We start from the raw sequence: 18,286 nt of genomic DNA on the forward strand, positions 1-18,286 counted from the left end.
GGGTGCCCTTTGCGGTAGGCTCTCCAACAATTTGTCACGAAATATACTTTAAGCCATGACTCAATCAAGCTATAACGCCGATGCGATAGAAGTACTAAGCGGACTGGAACCGGTACGTCGCCGTCCCGGTATGTATACGGACACCACCCGTCCCAACCACCTGGGGCAGGAGGTCATCGACAATAGCGTCGACGAAGCGCTGGCGGGACATGCCCGGCGCATCGATGTGGTGTTATATGCCGATCAATCCCTGGAAGTGACCGACGATGGACGCGGCATGCCGGTGGACATCCATACCGAAGAAGGCGTGCCGGCGGTCGAACTGATCATGTGCCGCCTGCATGCGGGCGGAAAATTTTCCAACAAGAGCTACCAGTTCTCCGGCGGCCTGCACGGCGTCGGCATTTCGGTGGTTAACGCCCTGTCTACCCGGGTGGACGTGACGGTGCGCCGTGACGGCAATATTTACGCCATCGCGTTCGAGAACGGCGATAAGGTCGAGGATCTGTCGGTGATCGGCACCTGTGGCAAACGCAATACCGGCACCAGCGTGCATTTCTGGCCCGATCCGCAGTTTTTTGACAGCCCGCGCTTTTCAGCCTCCCGGCTGGCCCATTTGCTCAAGGCGAAGGCGGTGCTCTGTCCCGGCGTTGAAATTGTCTTTACCGATCAGGTGAATAATACCGAGCATCGCTGGTGCTACGCCTCCGGCCTGACGGATTATCTTAACCAGGCGATCAATGGTTTGATTACCCTGCCCGAGGTGCCGTTTGTCGGCGCCTTCGCCAGCGATACCGAAACCGTGGACTGGGCGCTGCTCTGGCTGCCGGAAGGCGGCGAGCTGCTGACCGAAAGCTACGTTAACCTGATTCCCACCCCCCAGGGCGGCACCCACGTCAACGGGCTGCGCCAGGGATTGCTGGACGCGATGCGCGAGTTTTGCGAATACCGCAATATCATGCCGCGCGGCGTTAAGCTGTCGGCGGAAGATATCTGGGAGCGCTGCGCCTATGTGCTGTCGGTGAAAATGCAGGATCCGCAGTTCGCCGGCCAGACCAAGGAGCGTTTGTCCTCCCGCCAGTGCGCCGCGTTCGTCTCCGGCGTGGTGAAAGACGCCTTCAGCCTGTGGCTGAACCAGAATACCCAGATTGCCGAGCAGCTGGCGGAACTGGCGGTGGCCAGCGCCCAGCGGCGCTTGCGCGCCTCGAAAAAAGTGGTGCGCAAAAAATTAACCAGCGGCCCGGCGTTGCCCGGTAAGCTGGCGGACTGCACCGCGCAGGATCTGGCGCGCACCGAACTGTTCCTGGTGGAAGGGGATTCCGCCGGCGGCTCGGCCAAGCAGGCGCGCGATCGGGAATACCAGGCGATCATGCCGCTGAAGGGCAAGATCCTCAACACGTGGGAAGTCTCCTCGGATGAAGTGCTGGCCTCGCAGGAAGTCCATGATATTTCGGTGGCGATTGGCATCGACCCCGATAGCGACGATTTAAGCCAGCTGCGCTACGGCAAGATTTGTATCCTGGCGGATGCCGACTCGGACGGCCTGCATATCGCCACCCTGCTATGCGCGCTGTTTGTACGGCATTTTCGCGCGGTGGTGAAAGAGGGGCATGTGTATGTCGCCATGCCGCCGCTCTACCGCATCGACCTGGGCAAAGAGGTATTTTATGCCCTGGACGAAGGTGAAAAGGCCGGCGTGCTGGAGCAATTGAAACGCAAAAAAGGCACGCCGAACGTGCAGCGCTTTAAAGGGCTGGGGGAAATGAACCCGCTGCAGCTGCGCGAGACCACGCTTGATCCCAACACCCGCCGGCTGGTACAGCTGACCATCAACGACGAGGATATGCAGCAGACGCTGTCGATGATGGATATGCTGCTGGCGAAAAAACGCTCCGAGGATCGACGCAACTGGCTGCAGGAAAAAGGCGACGAGGCCGAGATCGAGGTGTGATAAGCGCCGCGCGCGAGCCGGGCGGCCCGCGCGTTGCCAATAAGTTCCCCCTTTTAATCCTATCTTCCTTTCCTTCGCCTTTTGTCCCGTGTTCATTCTCCCGCTTTGCTATCGTGGTGTTGCCGCCGCATTAACCCGATGTTACTATTTGGCTATCAAGACATTTAGATGTTTAAACGGCTAAAAAAACGTTTTGGCCAAGGTCGCCCGCTTCAGGAGAACGGACAGGTATGGCGGAGAATCAGCAGTTAGCCGCATTAGTGGACGCATGCCATTGGATCGGCGCCAAGGGATGGTGCCCGGCGACCGGCGGCAATATGTCGGTGCGCGCGGGCGCGGGGCAATGCCTGGTAAGCGAATCAGGGAAAGACAAAGGCGCCCTGCGCGAGAGGGATTTCCTGCCGGTGGATATCACCACCAACCGGGTGCTGGACCCCCGCACGCCCTCGGCCGAGACTGGCCTGCATACCTTGATTTACCGTTGTTTGCCGGCGGTCGGGGCTATTTTGCACACCCATTCGGTCAATGCCACCGTGTTGTCGCGAGTCGAACCCGGCGCATCGCTGCTGCTCTCGGGCTACGAGATGCAAAAATCCCTGGGCGGGGTGGCCAGCCATCTGGACCAGGTGACCGTGCCGATTTTCGACAACGATCAGGATATCCCGGCGCTGGCGACCCGGGTGGCGGCCCGTCACGAGATCGCTCCGTTGCGCCACGGCTTCCTGGTGCGCGGCCACGGCCTCTACTGCTGGGGGCGTGATGTCCTCGAGGCGCGGCGCCATCTGGAAGGCCTGGAGTTCCTGTTTCAGTGCGAACTGCAGCGCCGGCTGCTGGAGGCCAGATGATCAGGGCCATCGTTACCGACATAGAAGGCACCACCAGCGATATCCGTTTTGTCCATCAGGTGCTGTTCCCCTATGCCCGTGAACGGCTGGCGGGCTATCTGCGCCGGCATGACGGCGAACGCAGGCTGGCGCCGGCGCTGACGACATTGCGCCGCGAAATCAAACAGCCCGATGCCGATACCGAGACGCTTATCGCCACGCTGTTTGGTTTTATGGATGAAGACCGCAAGTCCACCGCCCTGAAAACCATCCAGGGCATGATTTGGCGCGACGGCTATCAGCAGGGCGATTTCCTCGGCCACCTTTATCCCGACGTGGCGCCCCAATTGGCCGATTGGCAGCGGCAGGGGCTGCGGCTGTATGTTTACTCCTCCGGTTCGGTGGAGGCGCAGCAGCTGCTGTTCGGCTACAGCGAAGCCGGGGATGTGCGCCCGCTGTTCAGCGGATATTTCGATACCCGCGTCGGCGCCAAACGCGAGGCGGCATCCTATCGCGCCATCGCCCGCGAGCTGCGGCTGCCGCCCGGCGAACTGCTGTTCTTGTCCGATATCGTCCAGGAGCTGGACGCCGCAAGCCTGGCGGGCTGGCGGGTATGCCAACTGGTGCGCGACGAGCCGGACCCGCAGCGGCGCTATCCCCAGGTCAACCGTTTTGACCAGATCGACTTACAGGAGATTGCCCAATGAGTGCGTTAACCATTTTTACCGATACCGACGCCGGCCGGCCGTTATGGCAAAGCCGTGACGCCGAGGCCATCCGCCGGCAGCTTAACGATATCGGCGTGCGCTTTGAGCGCTGGCAGGCCGATCGGGAACTGGGACGGGATCCGGCCCCGGCGGAGGTGATTGCCGCCTACCGGCCGGCCATCGATCGGCTGGTGGCGGAGAAGGGCTACCAGAGTTGGGATGTTATCAGCATGCGCGCCGATCATCCCAATCGTGGGGAACTGCGGGCCAAATTCCTGTCGGAACATACCCACGGCGAAGATGAGGTGCGTTTTTTTGTCGAGGGCGCCGGCTTGTTTTGTCTGCATTTGCAGGGAAAAATCTGGCAAATCCTGTGCGAGAAGAACGATCTTATCTCGGTGCCCGCCGGCACGCCCCATTGGTTTGATATGGGTAGCGCGCCGCATTTCACCGCCATACGGGTGTTCGACAACCCGAAAGGATGGATCGCGAAGTTTACCGGCGATGCCATCGCCGACAGCTATCCGCGCCTGGACAGTTAAACGGCCGTGCCGACGCCCGGTATCCGGCCGCGGATGACCCCCGGCCATCGGCTGCCATCACGTCCCGGATAATCGCAAAGCGCAAGGCTGCGAGAAGCCGGGGAACGGGAGAGCCGCCCCTTGTTTAACCCTGCGTGAGCGGCTTGCGGAATATGCCCGACTGCGCCTGCGCCGGCGTTACGATACCGGTGTCCAGCACCCAGGCGCTGATAAGCGCGGCGGGGGTGACGTCAAACGCCGGATTATCGACGTCCGCGTTCTCCGGCGCCCATTGGCAACTGCCAAAGCTGCCGGCTACGCCGGTCACTTCCCCGGCCTCGCGCTGCTCGATGGGAATGGCGGCGCCGTCGGGGCAGGCGGGATCGTGGGAGGTATGGGGGGCGGCGACATAAAAAGGAATGCCGTGGAAATGCGCCAGCACCGCCAGGCTGTAGGTGCCGATTTTATTGGCCACGTCGCCGTTGGCGGCAATGCGGTCCGCGCCGACCCACACGGCGTCCACCTCGCCCCGCGCCATCAGGCCGGCGGCCATGGCGTCGCATATCAGCGTATAGGGTATGGCCAGCTCACCCAGTTCCCAGGCGGTCAGGCGTCCGCCCTGCAGCAACGGGCGGGTTTCGTCCACCCACACCCGCCGCACCTTGCCCTGCGCTGCGGCCACTCTTATCACGCCCAGGGCGGTGCCGATGCCGGCGGTGGCCAGTCCGCCGGTATTGCAATGGGTCAGCAGACGGCTGCCGGCGCCGACCAGGGCAACGCCATGGCCGGCAATGGCCCCGCACAGCGCCCGATCCTCCTCCACCAGCCGCAGCGCCTCCACTGCCATGGCGGCGGGATAATCGTCCCGATCCAGCGCCTGGGCCATGCGCGCCAGATTATTCATCAGGTTAACCGCCGTAGGCCGGGCCGCGCGCAGCAGTGCCAGTGATTGCAGCAACGCCCGGCGTTCCATGCCGTTTTCCGCCAGCAGCGCCAGCAGCAGGCTGGCGGACAGGCCGATCAGCGGCGCGCCGCGCACCCTGAGCGCGTGGATATGATCGACCAGCTCCGCCACGGTATCGGTGGCGCACCAATCCTGCCGCTGCGGCAGCGCCTGCTGATCCAGTATCCATAAGCGGCTGTCGCGCACGCGCAGGCTGGTGGTGTCAAGATTTTGCATCGGTTGTTAAGTCCTTTTGGGTTATTGCATCTTATTATCTATTCTGCCAACATGGCGGCAAGATGTATAGACGTCCATATGCTTTTACGCCTTTACGGCTTAACTAATGATTTATGAGGTTCCCCATGTCCGTTTACCGTACCCTTACCGCCGCCGAGGCCGTGGATTATGCCCGTCAACACGCCGGATTGGCGCAGCCGGACGCCCTGGTGGCGGCCGAAGAGGTCGGTGACGGCAATCTTAACCTGGTGTTCAAGATCCTGGACGGCCAGGGCATCAGCCGCGCGATCGTCAAGCAGGCGCTGCCTTATGTGCGCTGCGTCGGTGAGTCATGGCCGCTGACGCCCGATCGCGCCAGGATCGAGGCGGAGATCCTGCTGGTCCACGGGGAATTTTGCCCCCGGCATACGGTGAAGATCCTGCACCACGACGCCGGGCTGGCGGTGATGATTCAAGAAGATCTCTCCGATCATCTTATCTGGCGCCGGGAGCTGCTCAAAGGCGCCTTTTATCCCCAGGCGGCCCGCCAGCTGGGCGAATACCTGGCGCAGACGCTGTTCCACACCTCCGATTTTTACCAGCCTCCCCAGCGCAAAAAAGCGGAAGTCAGCCGTTTTACCAATCCGGAAATGTGCCAGATCACCGAAGATCTGGTTTTTACCGATCCCTATATCGAGCATGAGCGTAACGCCAGCGATCCGTCGCTTGCCGCCGATGTGGCGGCGATACAGGCCGACCGGGCGCTGAAAGCGGCGGTCGCCGCTTTAAAACACCGGTTCCTCAGCCAGGCGCAGGCGCTGCTGCACGGCGATATCCATAGCGGGTCGATTTTTGTCGCGCAAGGTCGGTTAAAAGTCATCGACGCCGAATTCGGTTATTACGGCCCGGTGGGTTTTGATATCGGCACCGCCATGGGCAACCTGCTGCTCAATTACTGCGGCCTGCCGGGGCTGCTGGCCCTGCGCGAAGCCGCCGCCGCCCGCGAGCAACGCCTTCAGGACGTGCGCGAGCTGTGGCTGGCGTTTGCCGGGGGATTCCAGGCGTTGGCGGCGGAGAAAAGCCGGGACATCATGCTGGCCGAACCGGATTACGTGCGGCGGTTCCTGCGCGAGGTGTGGATTGATGCGCTGGGCTATTGCGGCACCGAGCTGATTCGCCGCACCATCGGTTTTGCCCATGTGGCCGATCTGGATAGCATAACCGATGAGTCGATGCGCCATGAATGCCAGCGCCATGCGCTGAACCTGGGTAAAATGTTGATTTTTGCCGCTGCACATATTTCCGATGCCGATGCGCTGGTGGCCCGTATCAGGCAGAACGGCTGAAGACCAGGGGACCTTTGTCGGCGGCGGCCGTATTTTTTAGCGCGGGCAACCTGCATTTCTGTTTTCTTCTTCTATACTGATATAACGATATCATCGACTTAAGTGTTGAACGATGACCACCCAAACGAGAAGGAAAGGGAATGAAAATTTTTCTGTGGATTATTGCGATTATCTTTATTGTTGGCCTGCTGACCCTCACCGGCGTGTTTAAATTAATCTTCTAAGTTCATTTACCTTCCGTTGCTTCCCGGCGTTCGCAGGCCCGGCCCGCGAACGCCGAATTCTTCCTGTCCATCGCGCCCTGCGCAAATTCCTGAGCGGTTATGTATGCCGTCAGCCTGCGAACGTTTATCGCCGCCGCCGTCCCGGCATCCTTATCCCAGGTATTCGATAATCGACAGGCCCGCGTTGTAATCGGTGCTGTAGATAATGCCCCGGGCATCCACGAACACATCGCAGGATTGGATGACCCGCGGCCGGCCCGGGCGTTTATCCATTAATGAGACCGGCGCCGCCGGCACCAGCGCGCCGGTTTCCCGTGGATGGTATTTGTCGCTGATATCATAGGCCCGTACCCCGGCATTCTGGTAAGTGGCAAAAATCAACGTTGAGCTGATAAAACTGCCCGGCCGGTTTTCATGCAGGTTATGCGGGCCAAAATGGGCGCCTTTTTGCGCGTAATCCGTGTCAACGGGCTGCGGGAAGGTGGCGATGCTCACCGGGTTTGCCGGCTCACGGATATCAAATACCCAAATCAGCTTCTCGCCGTCCTCTTGGTTATCCAGCACCGCCTCATCCAGCACGATCAGCAGGTCCCGGTCCGGCAGGGGCAAGGCGGTATGGGTGCCGCCGCCAAACGGCGGGCTCCAGTTACGGTGGCTGATTAATGTCGGCTGTGCGCGATCGCTGACGTCCAGCAGGGTCAGGCCGCCGTCGCGCCAGCTACCATAGGCGGTATCGCCGCTGACGATAGCGTGGTGCAGCGCATAACGTTTGCCCAGCGGCCAGTCGGGCTGCTCGCCGCCGGCGGTGTGCATGCCCGGCAGCCAGTATTTGCCCGCTACCCTGGGTTTGGCGGGATCGGCCAGATCGATGGTCAGGAAAATATAATCGCTGTAGCCGTCGAGCAGGGCCGACACATAGGCCCAGCGCCCGCCCACATACCAGATACGGTGAATGCCGATGCCGTCCACGGACAGGAAGCCGATTTCCCGCGGCCGGTCGGGAATACCGATGTCAAAGATGCGTAAACCGGCGCTCCAGCCCCGGTCCGACGGGCCATGGCTCAGGGTATCCGTCACCGAACGGGTGTAATAGACTTTTTCATCGGCAAACCGCGCGTCGGCGAACAGGTCGCGCGCGTTTATCACCAGCAGCAGATCGTCATGGGCCTGCAAATGCACATTCCAGGTGCCGGGAGGCGCGGCGATAAAACCGGCGGGCCGCGGATGCTTCACGTCGCGCACGTCCACGATGGATACGCCCTGCGACACCATATGACCGATATACGCGTAGCCCCGGTGCACCATGACCTGCACGCCGTCGGGTTTTCCCCCCTGGTCGCTGTGGCTGAGCAGCCGCATATTGCGGCTGTATTCAGGAACGGGAAGTGTCTGGTCTGCCATCGGCTGTTCCCTTATTTCCCGGCGTGCGCGGCTTCAAGGGTGGCGAACCAGGGCGCGACAAAGTCGTCCGCCCGTCCCCAGCCCGGGATGATGGTTGCCAGCGACGCCATATTTACCGCCGCCGGCTGGCTGGCCAGCAGAGCCTGCGGGATAACGGCGGCGCGGAATTCATAGGTCGCGGGCGTCGGCTCGCCGGCAATCTTATTGGCCACCAGGCGCAGGTTGATTTTGCCGATAAGCTTCGGGTCTACCGCCACGCTGACTTTCCAGGGACTGCCGGATTCGCGCATTAACTGCAGATCCTGATTGGAGATGTCGATGCTGTAGAGCTTGATTTCAGTACGGCCGTTCTCCTTAAGCGCCTTGTAGGCCCCCTGGCTGAAGGCATCCCAGGTGCCCCAGATGGCGTCGATTTTACCCTTGGGATATTTGGCCAGCACCGCGCCGACCTTATTGGCGGTATCGCCCTGCACATCCGATGACACTGCGCCGATGGATTCCAGCTCATGGATGCCGGGATTGGCCTGCAGCAGGGTTGTATAGGCCGCCTGGCGCCGTTCCATCGGCGGGAAGCCGGCCACCCATAATTTGATGATATTGGCCTTGCCGTTGAAATCCTTCACCAACCGGCCGAAGGACTCTCGGGTCAGCGAGGCGTCGTCCTGCTGGGTTACGGTCACGCCCGGCACCGTGCCGTTGACCGCCGTATCGAACACCGACACGGCAATGCCGCTGGCGGTGATGCGTTTTACCAGTTCGGTGGCGTAGGGATCGCGCCCCTGGGACAGGATGATGCCATCGTATTTCTGGGTGATGGCCTGGTTGACGAAATCCTGGAAGCGGGCGTCGTCGCCGTTGCTTAAGAAGGTGCTGACTTTAAAACCCAGCTTTTTCCCTTCCTTGATCACGCCTGAGACAAACTGCGTGGTGTTGTCGTCGGACCCGAGGTTGCGGATTACCGCAATCCGGATGGGGCCGCTATGCTGGGCAATGGCGGCGGGAATGGGCGCGGGCGCGGCGGCGAAGGCCGGCAGGCCGGTCAGCAGGCCCAGCGCCAGCAGCGGGGACAATAATTTTTTCATCAACAGCTCCATAAAGTAGCCAAAAAATAAGCGAGGTGTAAAGGCAAAAGATAGAGGCCTGTATGTCTGGATGTCTATTGTGCCCGGTTTTGCATCATAGCCAGAGCGTGGGGAATAAGAAACGCTTTCCGTTATGATTTTTTGGCAGAAGTTATGCCATTTAGTTAGCCTGGGAGGGAGAGGATAGCGCGGGGAGTTAACGGCATAAAAACGTGGCGTATCATCCGGCTACGCCACGGTATCGTCATGCCCCCCGATCGGGCTCCGGTGGTTGCCGCTGCCGATTTTCACCGATCATGGTCAGGGCCAGCAGCAGCACGGCCAGGACACAGCCGCCGATCATCACCATAAAACCGCCGTCCCAGCCAAAATAGTCCACCGTATAGCCGATCGCCGAGCTGGCCGCCACCGAACCGCCCAGGTAACCGAACAGGCCGGTAAACCCGGCGGCGGTGCCGGCGGCCTTTTTCGGCGCCAGCTCCAGGGCATGCAGCCCTATCAGCATTACCGGACCGTAAATCAGGAAGCCAATCACCATCATGCACAACATATCCACGCCGGGATAACCGGCCGGGTTAAGCCAGTACACCAGGGTGGCAAGGGTCACCAGCGCCATGAAAAACATCCCGGTGGCGCCCCGGTTGCCCTTGAAGACCTTATCGGACATCCAGCCGCACAACAGCGTGCCGGGGATGCCGGCATATTCATAAAAGAAGTAGGTCCAGGAGGATTTATCCAGCGTGAAGTGTTTTACTTCTTTCAGGTAAGTCGGCGACCAGTCGAGAATGCCGTAGCGCAGCAGGTAGACGAACACATTGGCCAGGGCGATATACCAGAGCAGCTTATTGGGGAATACATATTTCTGCAGGATCTGCCGGGTGGTCAGCTCCTGCTCGGCGGATTTTTCATCATAATCCGGCGGATAATCGTTTTTGTATTCCTCAATCGGCGGCAGCCCGCAGGACTGGGGCGTATCGCGCATCAGCATATAAGCGAACGCCGCTATGACGATGGCGACCGCGGCGGGCATATAGAGGGCGCTGCGCCAGTCGTTAAACCAGATCATGCCCAGCAGCAGCAGCAGCGGCGGAATACCGCCGCCCACGTTATGGGCGCAGTTCCACACCGAGACAATGCCGCCGCGTTCCTTATGCGACCACCAGTGCACCATGACGCGTCCGCAGGGCGGCCAGCCCATGCCCTGGAACCAACCGCAGGCAAACAGCAGCGCGAACATAATGGCGATACTGGAGGTTGCCCAGGGCACGACCCCCATAAACAGCATCACCGCGGCGGCCAGCACTAGCCCGGCCGGCAGGAATATCCGGGGATTGGCGCGATCGGATACCGTTCCCATGACAAATTTTGCCATGCCGTAGGCGATGGAGATGCCTGAGAAGGCGACGCCCAGATCGCCATGGCTATAGCCTTGCTCAACCAGGTAGGGCATTGCCAGGGCGAAGTTTTTACGCACCAGATAATAGGCGGCGTAACCGAAAAAGATACCTAAAAACAGTTGCCGGCGCAGGCGGCGGTAAAGGGGATCAACCCTATGGTCCGGCACGCGCGGCCGATGAGCGGCGGGTTTGAACAAACTTAGCATTTCGTCTCCGGTAATATTTGAAAAATAACCTGCCTGGACTTTGGATCAGGCGGCCGAAGTATGACCGGGGAGACGGGGCGAAGTCGCGCGCGGGTCCCGTGATACGAGACCTGTGCGCGGATGGATATTCATTTGCTGACAGAAAACCGGGGAAATTTGATAACAACCATGTCATGTGTATGGGTATGCCGCCGGTTTAGCGGCGCGCCATTCGGACTCAACCTTTAACGGCGCTGGATATAGGTAATCGCCAGCGCGGCGGCCAGTACCAGCCCTTTGATGATATCCATCGCATAGTAGGGCACCGACATCATCACCAGGCCGTTTTGCAATACGCCCAGGATCACCGCGCCCACCAGCGTGCCCAATGCGTTGGGTTTGCCGGAGCCGGCCAGGGAAAAGCCGATATAGGCCGCGGCCACCGCATCCATCAGGTAGCCGCCGCCGGCGTTGACCTGGGAGGATCCGATGCGCGAGGCCAGCAGAATGCCGCCCAGCGCGGCAAGCCACGACGAGATAATATACGCCAGGATACGGTAGCGGGCGGTGCGGATACCGGCCAGCCGGGCCGCCTCCGGATTGCCGCCGATGGCGTACATCCTGCGCCCGTGCTTGGTCAGGGATAAATAGAGCTGCACCACGGCCGTCACCGCCAGCATGATGATCACGATAACCGGCACCTGCCCGAGGGTGGAGAATATCGCCGGAATTTCGCCTTCCGCCATATCGCCGCTTGGCAGCACCATATTCTGCGTGATGGAGCCGCCGAAGCTGTAGGTCATCGCCACGCCCTGCACCACGAATAACGAACCCAGCGTCGCCAGCATATCCGGGATTTTCAGCACCACGATCAAAAAGGCGTTAAACAGGCCCACCAGCGTACAGGCGGCCAGGGTCAGCAAAATAGCCTGCGTGGTATCCAGGCCATGCCAGACAAACATTGAGATCACCAGCGCGTTGGCCAGCGACGCGGTGGATCCCACCGACAAATCAAACCCGCCCACCGCCAGCGAAATGGAAACGCCGATGGCGATAACCGTCACGATGGCGATGGCGCGCAGGATATTAACGATGTTGTTGGGATCGAGGAAATTATCCGAGGCCAGGCCGAACAGCGCCACCAGCGCCACCACCGTCAGCAGCATCCCCCAGCGGTATAAAAATTCAAACAGGCGATGCCGCCAGGGCAGCGCGCCGGCCTTCAGGGACATATCATTGCTCACGGCAGCGTTCCTCCGGTTGAATATAACAGCAGGGTTTCCTCATTGGCGGCATGCGCGTCCACCTGCGCCACGATACGGCCGTCCCACATGATGCAGATCCGATCGCACAGGCCCAGCAGCTCCGAAAACTCGCCCGAAGCGTAGATAATGCCCTTGCCCTGGCGCGCCAGGTCGTCAATCAATACAAACAGATCCTGTTTGGCCTTGATGTCCACGCCTTTGGTCGGTTCGTCGAAGATCAGCACCTCGGCGTGGCCGCGCAGCCACTTGCCGATCGCTACTTTTTGCTGGTTGCCGCCCGACAGGCGCAGCAGTTTTTGATCCAATCCGCTGGCGCGGATGCCCAGGCGGTCCACCACCTGTTGCGCAAAGCGCCGCGCCCGGCCGGCGCTGAACCAACCCCAGCGGGAAAAGGTATTGTCGGCGGCGACGCTCAGGTTCATGGGGATGGGTTCGTGAATAAAAATTCCTTCCTTGCGCCGTTCCTCGGGCACCAGGGCCAGTCCTCTCCTGACCGCGTCATAAGGCGTCGTCGGTCGCCATGGTTTGCCTTTCAGTTCGCCGTGGGCGACCCGGGCGGAGCTGGCGCCGAACAATGCTTTGCACAGCTCGGTTTTACCGGCGCCGGCGAGCCCGGCCACCCCGACTATTTCGCCTTTGCGCAGCGTCAGGGAGATGTCCCGCAGCAGGGTGTCGTCATGCAGTCCCTCCACCCGCAGCAGGATATCGCCGTTGCCGGCGGGACGGGGCGGGGGAAAGATGGATTCCAGCGAATGGCCGAGCATTTTTTCAACGATCTGCCCGCCGCTCAAGCCGTCCATGGGGCCATCGCCGACCTGCTTGCCGTCGCGCAGCACCGTCAGCCGGTCGCAGATTTGCGCCAGTTCATGGATGCGATGGGAGATAAACACCACGCCGATGCCTTGCGCCTGTAGACGCCGCGTGACGGCAAACAGCCGCTCGCTCTCTTCCCGATCGAGCGGGGCGGTGGGTTCGTCGAGGATCAGGAAACGGCAGCGATGGGACAGCGCCCGCGCCAGCAGGATGTGCTGTTTTTCCGCCAGGGTACAGTCGCCGACCGGCCGGCGGACATCGATATCGATCCGCAATTGCGCGAGCAGGCCTTGCGCCTGCCGGTAGAGCCGGGGCCAATGGCAAAGCTGCCCGCGTTCCGCCAGCCGGTCCAGCATGATATTTTCACCCACGGTTAGCGTGGGCACCAGCGCCACGTCGACCTCCTGCTGCACCAGATGGATACCTTGCCGCTTGGACTGGTACGGCGAGCGGATCGCCGCCGGTTCCCCGTCTATCAGGATCTCGCCCTGGTAATGGGCATGGGTGCCGGACAGGATGGCCATCAGGGTGGACTTGCCGGCGCCGTTGGCGCCGATTAACGCGTGAACCGAGCCGCCTTCGAGGGTAAAGTCGACCTGATCCAATGCCCTGAAACCGGCGAAGGCGATGGAGATGTTACGCATTTCCAGCCGGGAGGGCGCTGGGGACTGGAGTGTAGTCATGAGCGCGGGGACTCTTTTCGGACGACCGTCATAACGGGCCGTTATGCCATAATGACGGGATTCTTCATTAATTTGGCGATGTTGGCAATAACGGAAAAAGCATAAGCTACGCAAAAACGGTCTTGATCTTTACCCTTGCCCACCTTGCCTCGTATTCAGCCGTTTTCCCTATAGGCGAGGTTATCCGGCATGACAAAACGCGGCCTGCGTTCGCCCGCCGCTGGACTTCCCGAGCGGCATAAATCGACCCTTTCCAAGGCGGGGGGATCGGGTTGGTTTATTACCAGGGGTTTGGCGTTAAGATTAAACGACCGCGGGGTGATATTTGGCGGACTATTATCGGGCCGGCGCCCGTTGTCGATAAAGGCTTGCCACCGCCGGGGCCGCCGGGGAAACCGGTTATCATCTATATTGGCTCTGCGTAGTCCCGGCGGCGGAGCGGGCAGCTTGGCCAGCAGGTTGCCGCCGGCATATATTTCTTCAAGCGATGGCGGCAGTTTTGGCAATTTTTTTAATCGGTTATTATTAATGTTCAATATACGCAGGTTGTCCGGCAGCATGAGCAGTTTGCCTAGCTGGTTATCGTTGACATGCAGCACTTCAAGATTAGGGGGTAGTTTTGGCAGGCAGGTTAATTTCAGTTTTATTAAATCCAGCTGCGTTTCCTTGTCATGTAAATAGCTTATGGTTATGTATGTTGCCTTATAACGTTCAAGATATTCGTTTGTATTTCTTGAGGAGATTAACCACCTGCTCCATGGGTGCAGATTTTGTATATCCTTCCCGCTCAACCCCTCGGACCCCAAGCTGTTCTCCGGGAGTTATTTTCCCGGTTACTGGCGCAGCATGACAAGCAGTTGGACAGGTTCATTGAGAAAATCCTTCATGTTATTGATGTTATCCAAGGGAAACGATGTGGCGGCAACGTTTGCGCGATTGAGATTATATGATTTCACGATGGAAAAATAAATTGGAGTATATATAACCATTGGTGCTGGGTTTAAAGTTGATTCCATTTTTCATTTTTATTTAATAAGCGGAGAGGGAAGTTGAAATACTCGTTCAATCAATTTTTTAATTATTCTGGAATGATAATTGTCATTATAAGTAATATTTTTTAATCATTGGACCGGCTAAAATAACCCATGCCCGGCAAAATAAGACCGCCGCCATAAAAATGCGCCGCCCGCCTTCGGGGGGACCTGGCCGGTAAACGGCGGCCCAGCCGTTTACCGGCGGGACCGCTTAGCCTGTTCAGTCGGTACGTCTTTCCAGAATATGGAAAGTCACGTCCATGACGTCATTGCGAATGTGGGCACGGTGATCATCCATATGCTGCGCCTGCTGATGCTGTTCCAGATGGCGGATGCTTTTCCATTGCTCCAGCATGAAAATGGAATCGGGCGCGGTTTTGCGCCACGGCACCTGGGCCTTATAGTCGGTGAGCAAGGTATATTCGCTGCAACCGTCTTCTGCCAGCACGTTGGGCCGGAGTGCCTGGATGGCAGCTAAAACCGCTTCTCTGCGTCCCGGTTTCACTTTGATTTCTGCAATTACCGTGATCATCGATTCCTCAGTCTTTGGATGGGTAGATAGGGTCGACACTAGTTAACCAAAGACGCGGCCGAGATGCTCGCGATATTTTGCCATGTCTTGCTCAATCCGCGGTTGTTTTATGACATCGTTGCAAATAAAGGTCGGCAGCATCGACATGCCGAGAAACTGGTTGGCTTTGTGGAACGGCAGGTATACTCCGTCCACGCCAACCCCGTCGAAGAACTGATCCGGATCGGTAAATGCTTCCAGCGGGGCGTTCCAGGTCAGCGACAGCATATAGCGTTTTCCCTGGATAAGGCCGCCGGAACCGTATTTTTTAGCGCTGTCCGAACGCGAGCGCCCGTCGCTGGCGTACAGCCGTCCGTAACCGTCGGTAAAGACTTCATCGATATATTTTTTCAGGATCCAGGGCTGCCCCATCCACCAGCCGGGCATCTGGTAAATCACCGCGTCCGCCCACAGATAGTTGTCGACCTCGTGTTCACTGTCATAACCATTGTCGACCACCGTAACGCGGACGTTATGGCCGGCGTCGGCCAGGAAGGTCGCGGCCACGTCGGTCATGGCGTTATTTAACGCGCCTTCGGAGTGGGCGAATTTTTTGCCTGCGTTGATAATAAATACGTTATTCATTTTATCCTGCCTTATATTTGTTGAGTGACAGTGTAGCCCGCCTGCGCGATGCGAAACAGCGCGTGTCGCGCACAACATTTTTGCCTGTGACGCAATAAAGGCCCGTCATCAAGCCCTGTGACAGGCGGGGGGCGGATAGGGTAGTATCATGGGCTATCAACACCAAACCAAAGGGTGTGGCTATCCACCAGACCACACCGCGGTGAGAGGAAACTACGATCAATGAGTGATTTGGCTCATGACGGCGCGGAAAGCCTGGCGCTGCATACATTTACCGAGAATGCCTACCTTAACTATTCCATGTACGTCATCATGGATCGCGCGCTGCCGTTTATCGGCGATGGCCTCAAACCGGTCCAGCGCCGTATTGTCTATGCGATGTCGGAGCTGGGATTAAACGCCAACGCCAAATACAAAAAATCCGCCCGTACCGTGGGCGACGTGTTGGGTAAATATCATCCCCACGGCGACAGCGCCTGCTACGAGGCCATGGTGCTGATGGCGCAGCCGTTCTCCTACCGTTACCCGCTGGTGGACGGGCAGGGCAACTGGGGGGCGCCGGACGATCCGAAGTCCTTCGCCGCCATGCGGTATACCGAGTCGAGGTTGTCCAAATACGCCGAACTGCTGCTCGGCGAGCTCGGCCAGGGCACCGTGGACTACGCCCCTAATTTCGACGGCACGCTGCAGGAGCCGAAAACCCTGCCGGCGCGGCTGCCCAATATCCTGCTCAACGGCACCACCGGTATCGCGGTCGGCATGGCCACCGATATTCCGCCGCACAACGTCAGCGAGGTCGGCGCCGCGATTATCGCGCTGCTGCAAAATCCCAATACCACCCTTGACGAGCTGCTGGACCATGTCAAAGGGCCGGATTATCCCACCGAGGCGGAAATTATTACCCCGCGCGAGGATATCCGCAAAATCTACCAAAGCGGGCGCGGCTCGGTGCGCATGCGCGCCCTGTGGAAAATCGAAGACGGCGAGGCGGTGATTACCGCCCTGCCGCACCAGGTATCCGGCGCCAAGGTGCTGGAGCAGATCGCCGCCCAGATGCGGGCGAAAAAGCTGCCGATGGTGGAGGACCTGCGCGACGAGTCGGATCATGAGAATCCCACCCGCCTGGTGGTGGTGCCGCGCTCTAACCGGGTCGACCTGGAGGCGGTGATGCATCACCTGTTCGCCACCACCGATCTGGAGCGCAGCTACCGCATCAATATGAACATGATCGGCCTGGATGCGCGTCCGGCGGTCAAGAACCTGTTGGAAATCCTTACCGAATGGCTGGTGTATCGCCGCAACACGGTGCGCCGCCGCCTGAACTACCGGCTGGAAAAGGTATTGCGTCGTCTGCATATCCTGCAGGGGCTGCTGGTGGCCTATCTCAACCTGGACGAGGTTATCCATATCATCCGCACCGAGGATGAGCCGAAACAGCAATTGATGCAGCGCTTTGCGCTCAGCGATACCCAGGCCGACGCCATCCTGGAGTTAAAACTGCGTCATTTGGCCAAACTGGAAGAGATGAAAATCCGCGGCGAGCAGGAGGAACTGGAGAAAGAGCGCGAAAAGCTGCAGGGCATCCTGGCCTCCGAACGCAAGCTGAGCAACCTGCTGCGCAAAGAGATCGAGGCGGATATTGCCGCCTACGGCGATCCGCGCCGCTCGCCGCTGGTTGAGCGCGGCGAGGCCCGGGCGTTGAGCGAAAACGAATTGACGCCGTCGGAACCCGTGACCATCGTCCTGTCCACCATGGGATGGGTGCGCAGCGCCAAGGGACACGATATCGACCCCGGCGCGCTGAACTATAAATCCGGCGATAACTTCCTTTCCGCCGCCCGCGGCAAAAGCAACCAGCCGGTGGTGTTTATCGATTCCACCGGGCGCAGCTACGCGCTGGAGCCGTCCGCGCTGCCTTCCGCCAGAGGACAGGGCGAGCCGTTAAGCGGCAAGCTGACGCTGCCGCCGGGCGCCACCGTCGAGCAGATGCTGACCGGTACCGACGACCGCAAACTGCTGCTGGCCTCCGATGCCGGCTACGGGTTTGTCTGCACCTTCGATGACCTGGTGGCCCGCAACCGGGCCGGCAAGGTGATGCTGACCCTGCCGGAAAACGCTAAGGTGATGAGGCCGCTGTGGGTGAACGACGCGACGGAACAACTGCTGATGGTGATCACCGACGCGGGACGGCTGCTGTTATTCCCGGTAGGCGACCTGCCGCAGTTGACCAAGGGCAAAGGCAATAAAATCATCTCGATTGCCGCCGCCGACGCGGCGGCCGGAAAAGATCGCCTGGTCTGGATGCTGCTGCTGTCCACCAAGGGATCGGCTACGCTTTATGTTGGCAAACGCAAATTAACCCTGCGGCCGGAGGACTTACAAAAATACCGCGCCGAACGCGGTCGCAAAGGAACGCTCCTGCCCCGTGGCCTGCAGCGCATCGACCGTATCGAGGTCGATGACCCGCTGGCCGCGGCCGACCCCGACCAGGGAACCGCGCCGGACCAGTAACGGCCGGGCTGTCAGGCCCGCGCCCTC

Annotated in this window: 16 protein-coding genes; 7 read left to right on the top strand and 9 right to left on the bottom strand. The window is 59.7% G+C overall.

Annotated elements, in window-relative coordinates; all coding sequences use genetic code 11:
- Positions 1-55: 55 nt before the first annotated feature.
- The 4 genes from parE to GRH90_RS12815 all read left to right on the top strand — a co-directional run bounded on the left by parE (position 56) and on the right by GRH90_RS12815 (position 4,024).
- A complete protein-coding gene (gene parE, locus GRH90_RS12800) occupies positions 56-1,951 on the top strand; it encodes a DNA topoisomerase IV subunit B (protein WP_162366338.1) in 1,896 nt (631 codons plus the stop codon).
- A 230-nt stretch (positions 1,952-2,181) separates the two neighbouring features.
- Positions 2,182-2,796: a methylthioribulose 1-phosphate dehydratase gene (locus GRH90_RS12805; RefSeq protein WP_162366339.1), complete on the top strand. Its 615-nt coding sequence runs from the start codon at positions 2,182-2,184 to the stop codon at positions 2,794-2,796.
- Positions 2,793-3,482, top strand: a complete 690-nt coding sequence (gene mtnC, locus GRH90_RS12810; protein WP_162366340.1) for an acireductone synthase — start codon at positions 2,793-2,795, stop codon at positions 3,480-3,482. Before GRH90_RS12805 ends, mtnC begins: the two co-directional genes overlap by 4 nt.
- The gene (locus GRH90_RS12815) at positions 3,479-4,024 is read left to right on the top strand and encodes a 1,2-dihydroxy-3-keto-5-methylthiopentene dioxygenase (RefSeq protein ID WP_162366341.1); all 546 of its coding nucleotides are present in this window, start codon (positions 3,479-3,481) and stop codon (positions 4,022-4,024) included. The genes mtnC and GRH90_RS12815 overlap by 4 nt, the downstream gene beginning before the upstream one ends.
- A gap of 124 nt (positions 4,025-4,148) precedes the next feature.
- Here GRH90_RS12815 and mtnA read toward each other — a convergent pair whose 3' ends face one another.
- Positions 4,149-5,183 carry an S-methyl-5-thioribose-1-phosphate isomerase gene (gene mtnA / locus GRH90_RS12820; RefSeq protein ID WP_162366342.1) on the bottom strand — a complete coding sequence of 345 codons (1,035 nt, stop codon included), beginning with the start codon at positions 5,181-5,183 and terminating at the stop codon, positions 4,149-4,151.
- Positions 5,184-5,308: 125 nt separating this feature from the next.
- Between mtnA and mtnK the strand changes: the two genes are divergently transcribed.
- Positions 5,309-6,508, top strand: a complete 1,200-nt coding sequence (mtnK, locus tag GRH90_RS12825) for an S-methyl-5-thioribose kinase (RefSeq protein WP_162366343.1) — start codon at positions 5,309-5,311, stop codon at positions 6,506-6,508.
- A 140-nt stretch (positions 6,509-6,648) separates the two neighbouring features.
- Positions 6,649-6,732: a small membrane protein YohP gene (locus tag GRH90_RS26825; protein WP_442976089.1), complete on the top strand. Its 84-nt coding sequence runs from the start codon at positions 6,649-6,651 to the stop codon at positions 6,730-6,732.
- A gap of 150 nt (positions 6,733-6,882) precedes the next feature.
- On the opposite strand, the gene GRH90_RS12830 is transcribed toward GRH90_RS26825, so the two are convergent.
- The 8 genes from GRH90_RS12830 to GRH90_RS12865 all read right to left on the bottom strand — a co-directional run bounded on the left by GRH90_RS12830 (position 6,883) and on the right by GRH90_RS12865 (position 15,748).
- A complete protein-coding gene (locus GRH90_RS12830; RefSeq protein WP_162366344.1) occupies positions 6,883-8,133 on the bottom strand; it encodes an LVIVD repeat-containing protein in 1,251 nt (416 codons plus the stop codon).
- 11 nt (positions 8,134-8,144) lie between these two features.
- Positions 8,145-9,215, bottom strand: coding sequence for a sugar ABC transporter substrate-binding protein (locus tag GRH90_RS12835; RefSeq protein WP_162366345.1), 1,071 nt, complete (start codon positions 9,213-9,215; stop codon positions 8,145-8,147).
- A 244-nt stretch (positions 9,216-9,459) separates the two neighbouring features.
- A complete protein-coding gene (gene glpT, locus GRH90_RS12840) occupies positions 9,460-10,818 on the bottom strand; it encodes a glycerol-3-phosphate transporter (RefSeq protein WP_162366346.1) in 1,359 nt (452 codons plus the stop codon).
- Positions 10,819-11,042: 224 nt separating this feature from the next.
- Entirely contained in the window at positions 11,043-12,029 is a 987-nt protein-coding gene (locus GRH90_RS12845) for an ABC transporter permease (RefSeq protein ID WP_178113145.1), read from the bottom strand.
- Between the two features lie 8 nt (positions 12,030-12,037).
- Positions 12,038-13,558: a sugar ABC transporter ATP-binding protein gene (locus GRH90_RS12850; RefSeq protein WP_162366348.1), complete on the bottom strand. Its 1,521-nt coding sequence runs from the start codon at positions 13,556-13,558 to the stop codon at positions 12,038-12,040.
- Positions 13,559-13,713: 155 nt separating this feature from the next.
- Positions 13,714-14,157, bottom strand: coding sequence for a hypothetical protein (locus GRH90_RS12855; protein WP_162366349.1), 444 nt, complete (start codon positions 14,155-14,157; stop codon positions 13,714-13,716).
- Between the two features lie 655 nt (positions 14,158-14,812).
- Complete coding sequence (locus GRH90_RS12860; protein WP_162366350.1) at positions 14,813-15,124, bottom strand: putative quinol monooxygenase; 312 nt, start codon at positions 15,122-15,124, stop codon at positions 14,813-14,815.
- Positions 15,125-15,166: 42 nt separating this feature from the next.
- Positions 15,167-15,748, bottom strand: a complete 582-nt coding sequence (locus GRH90_RS12865; RefSeq protein ID WP_162366351.1) for an NAD(P)H-dependent oxidoreductase — start codon at positions 15,746-15,748, stop codon at positions 15,167-15,169.
- A gap of 222 nt (positions 15,749-15,970) precedes the next feature.
- On the opposite strand from GRH90_RS12865, the gene parC reads away from it, so the two are divergent.
- A complete protein-coding gene (parC, locus tag GRH90_RS12870; RefSeq protein WP_162366352.1) occupies positions 15,971-18,259 on the top strand; it encodes a DNA topoisomerase IV subunit A in 2,289 nt (762 codons plus the stop codon).
- The last annotated feature ends 27 nt before the right edge of the window (positions 18,260-18,286 follow it).

It is taken from the genome of Acerihabitans arboris (assembly GCF_010131535.1).
Lineage (GTDB): Bacteria > Pseudomonadota > Gammaproteobacteria > Enterobacterales > Enterobacteriaceae > Acerihabitans > Acerihabitans arboris.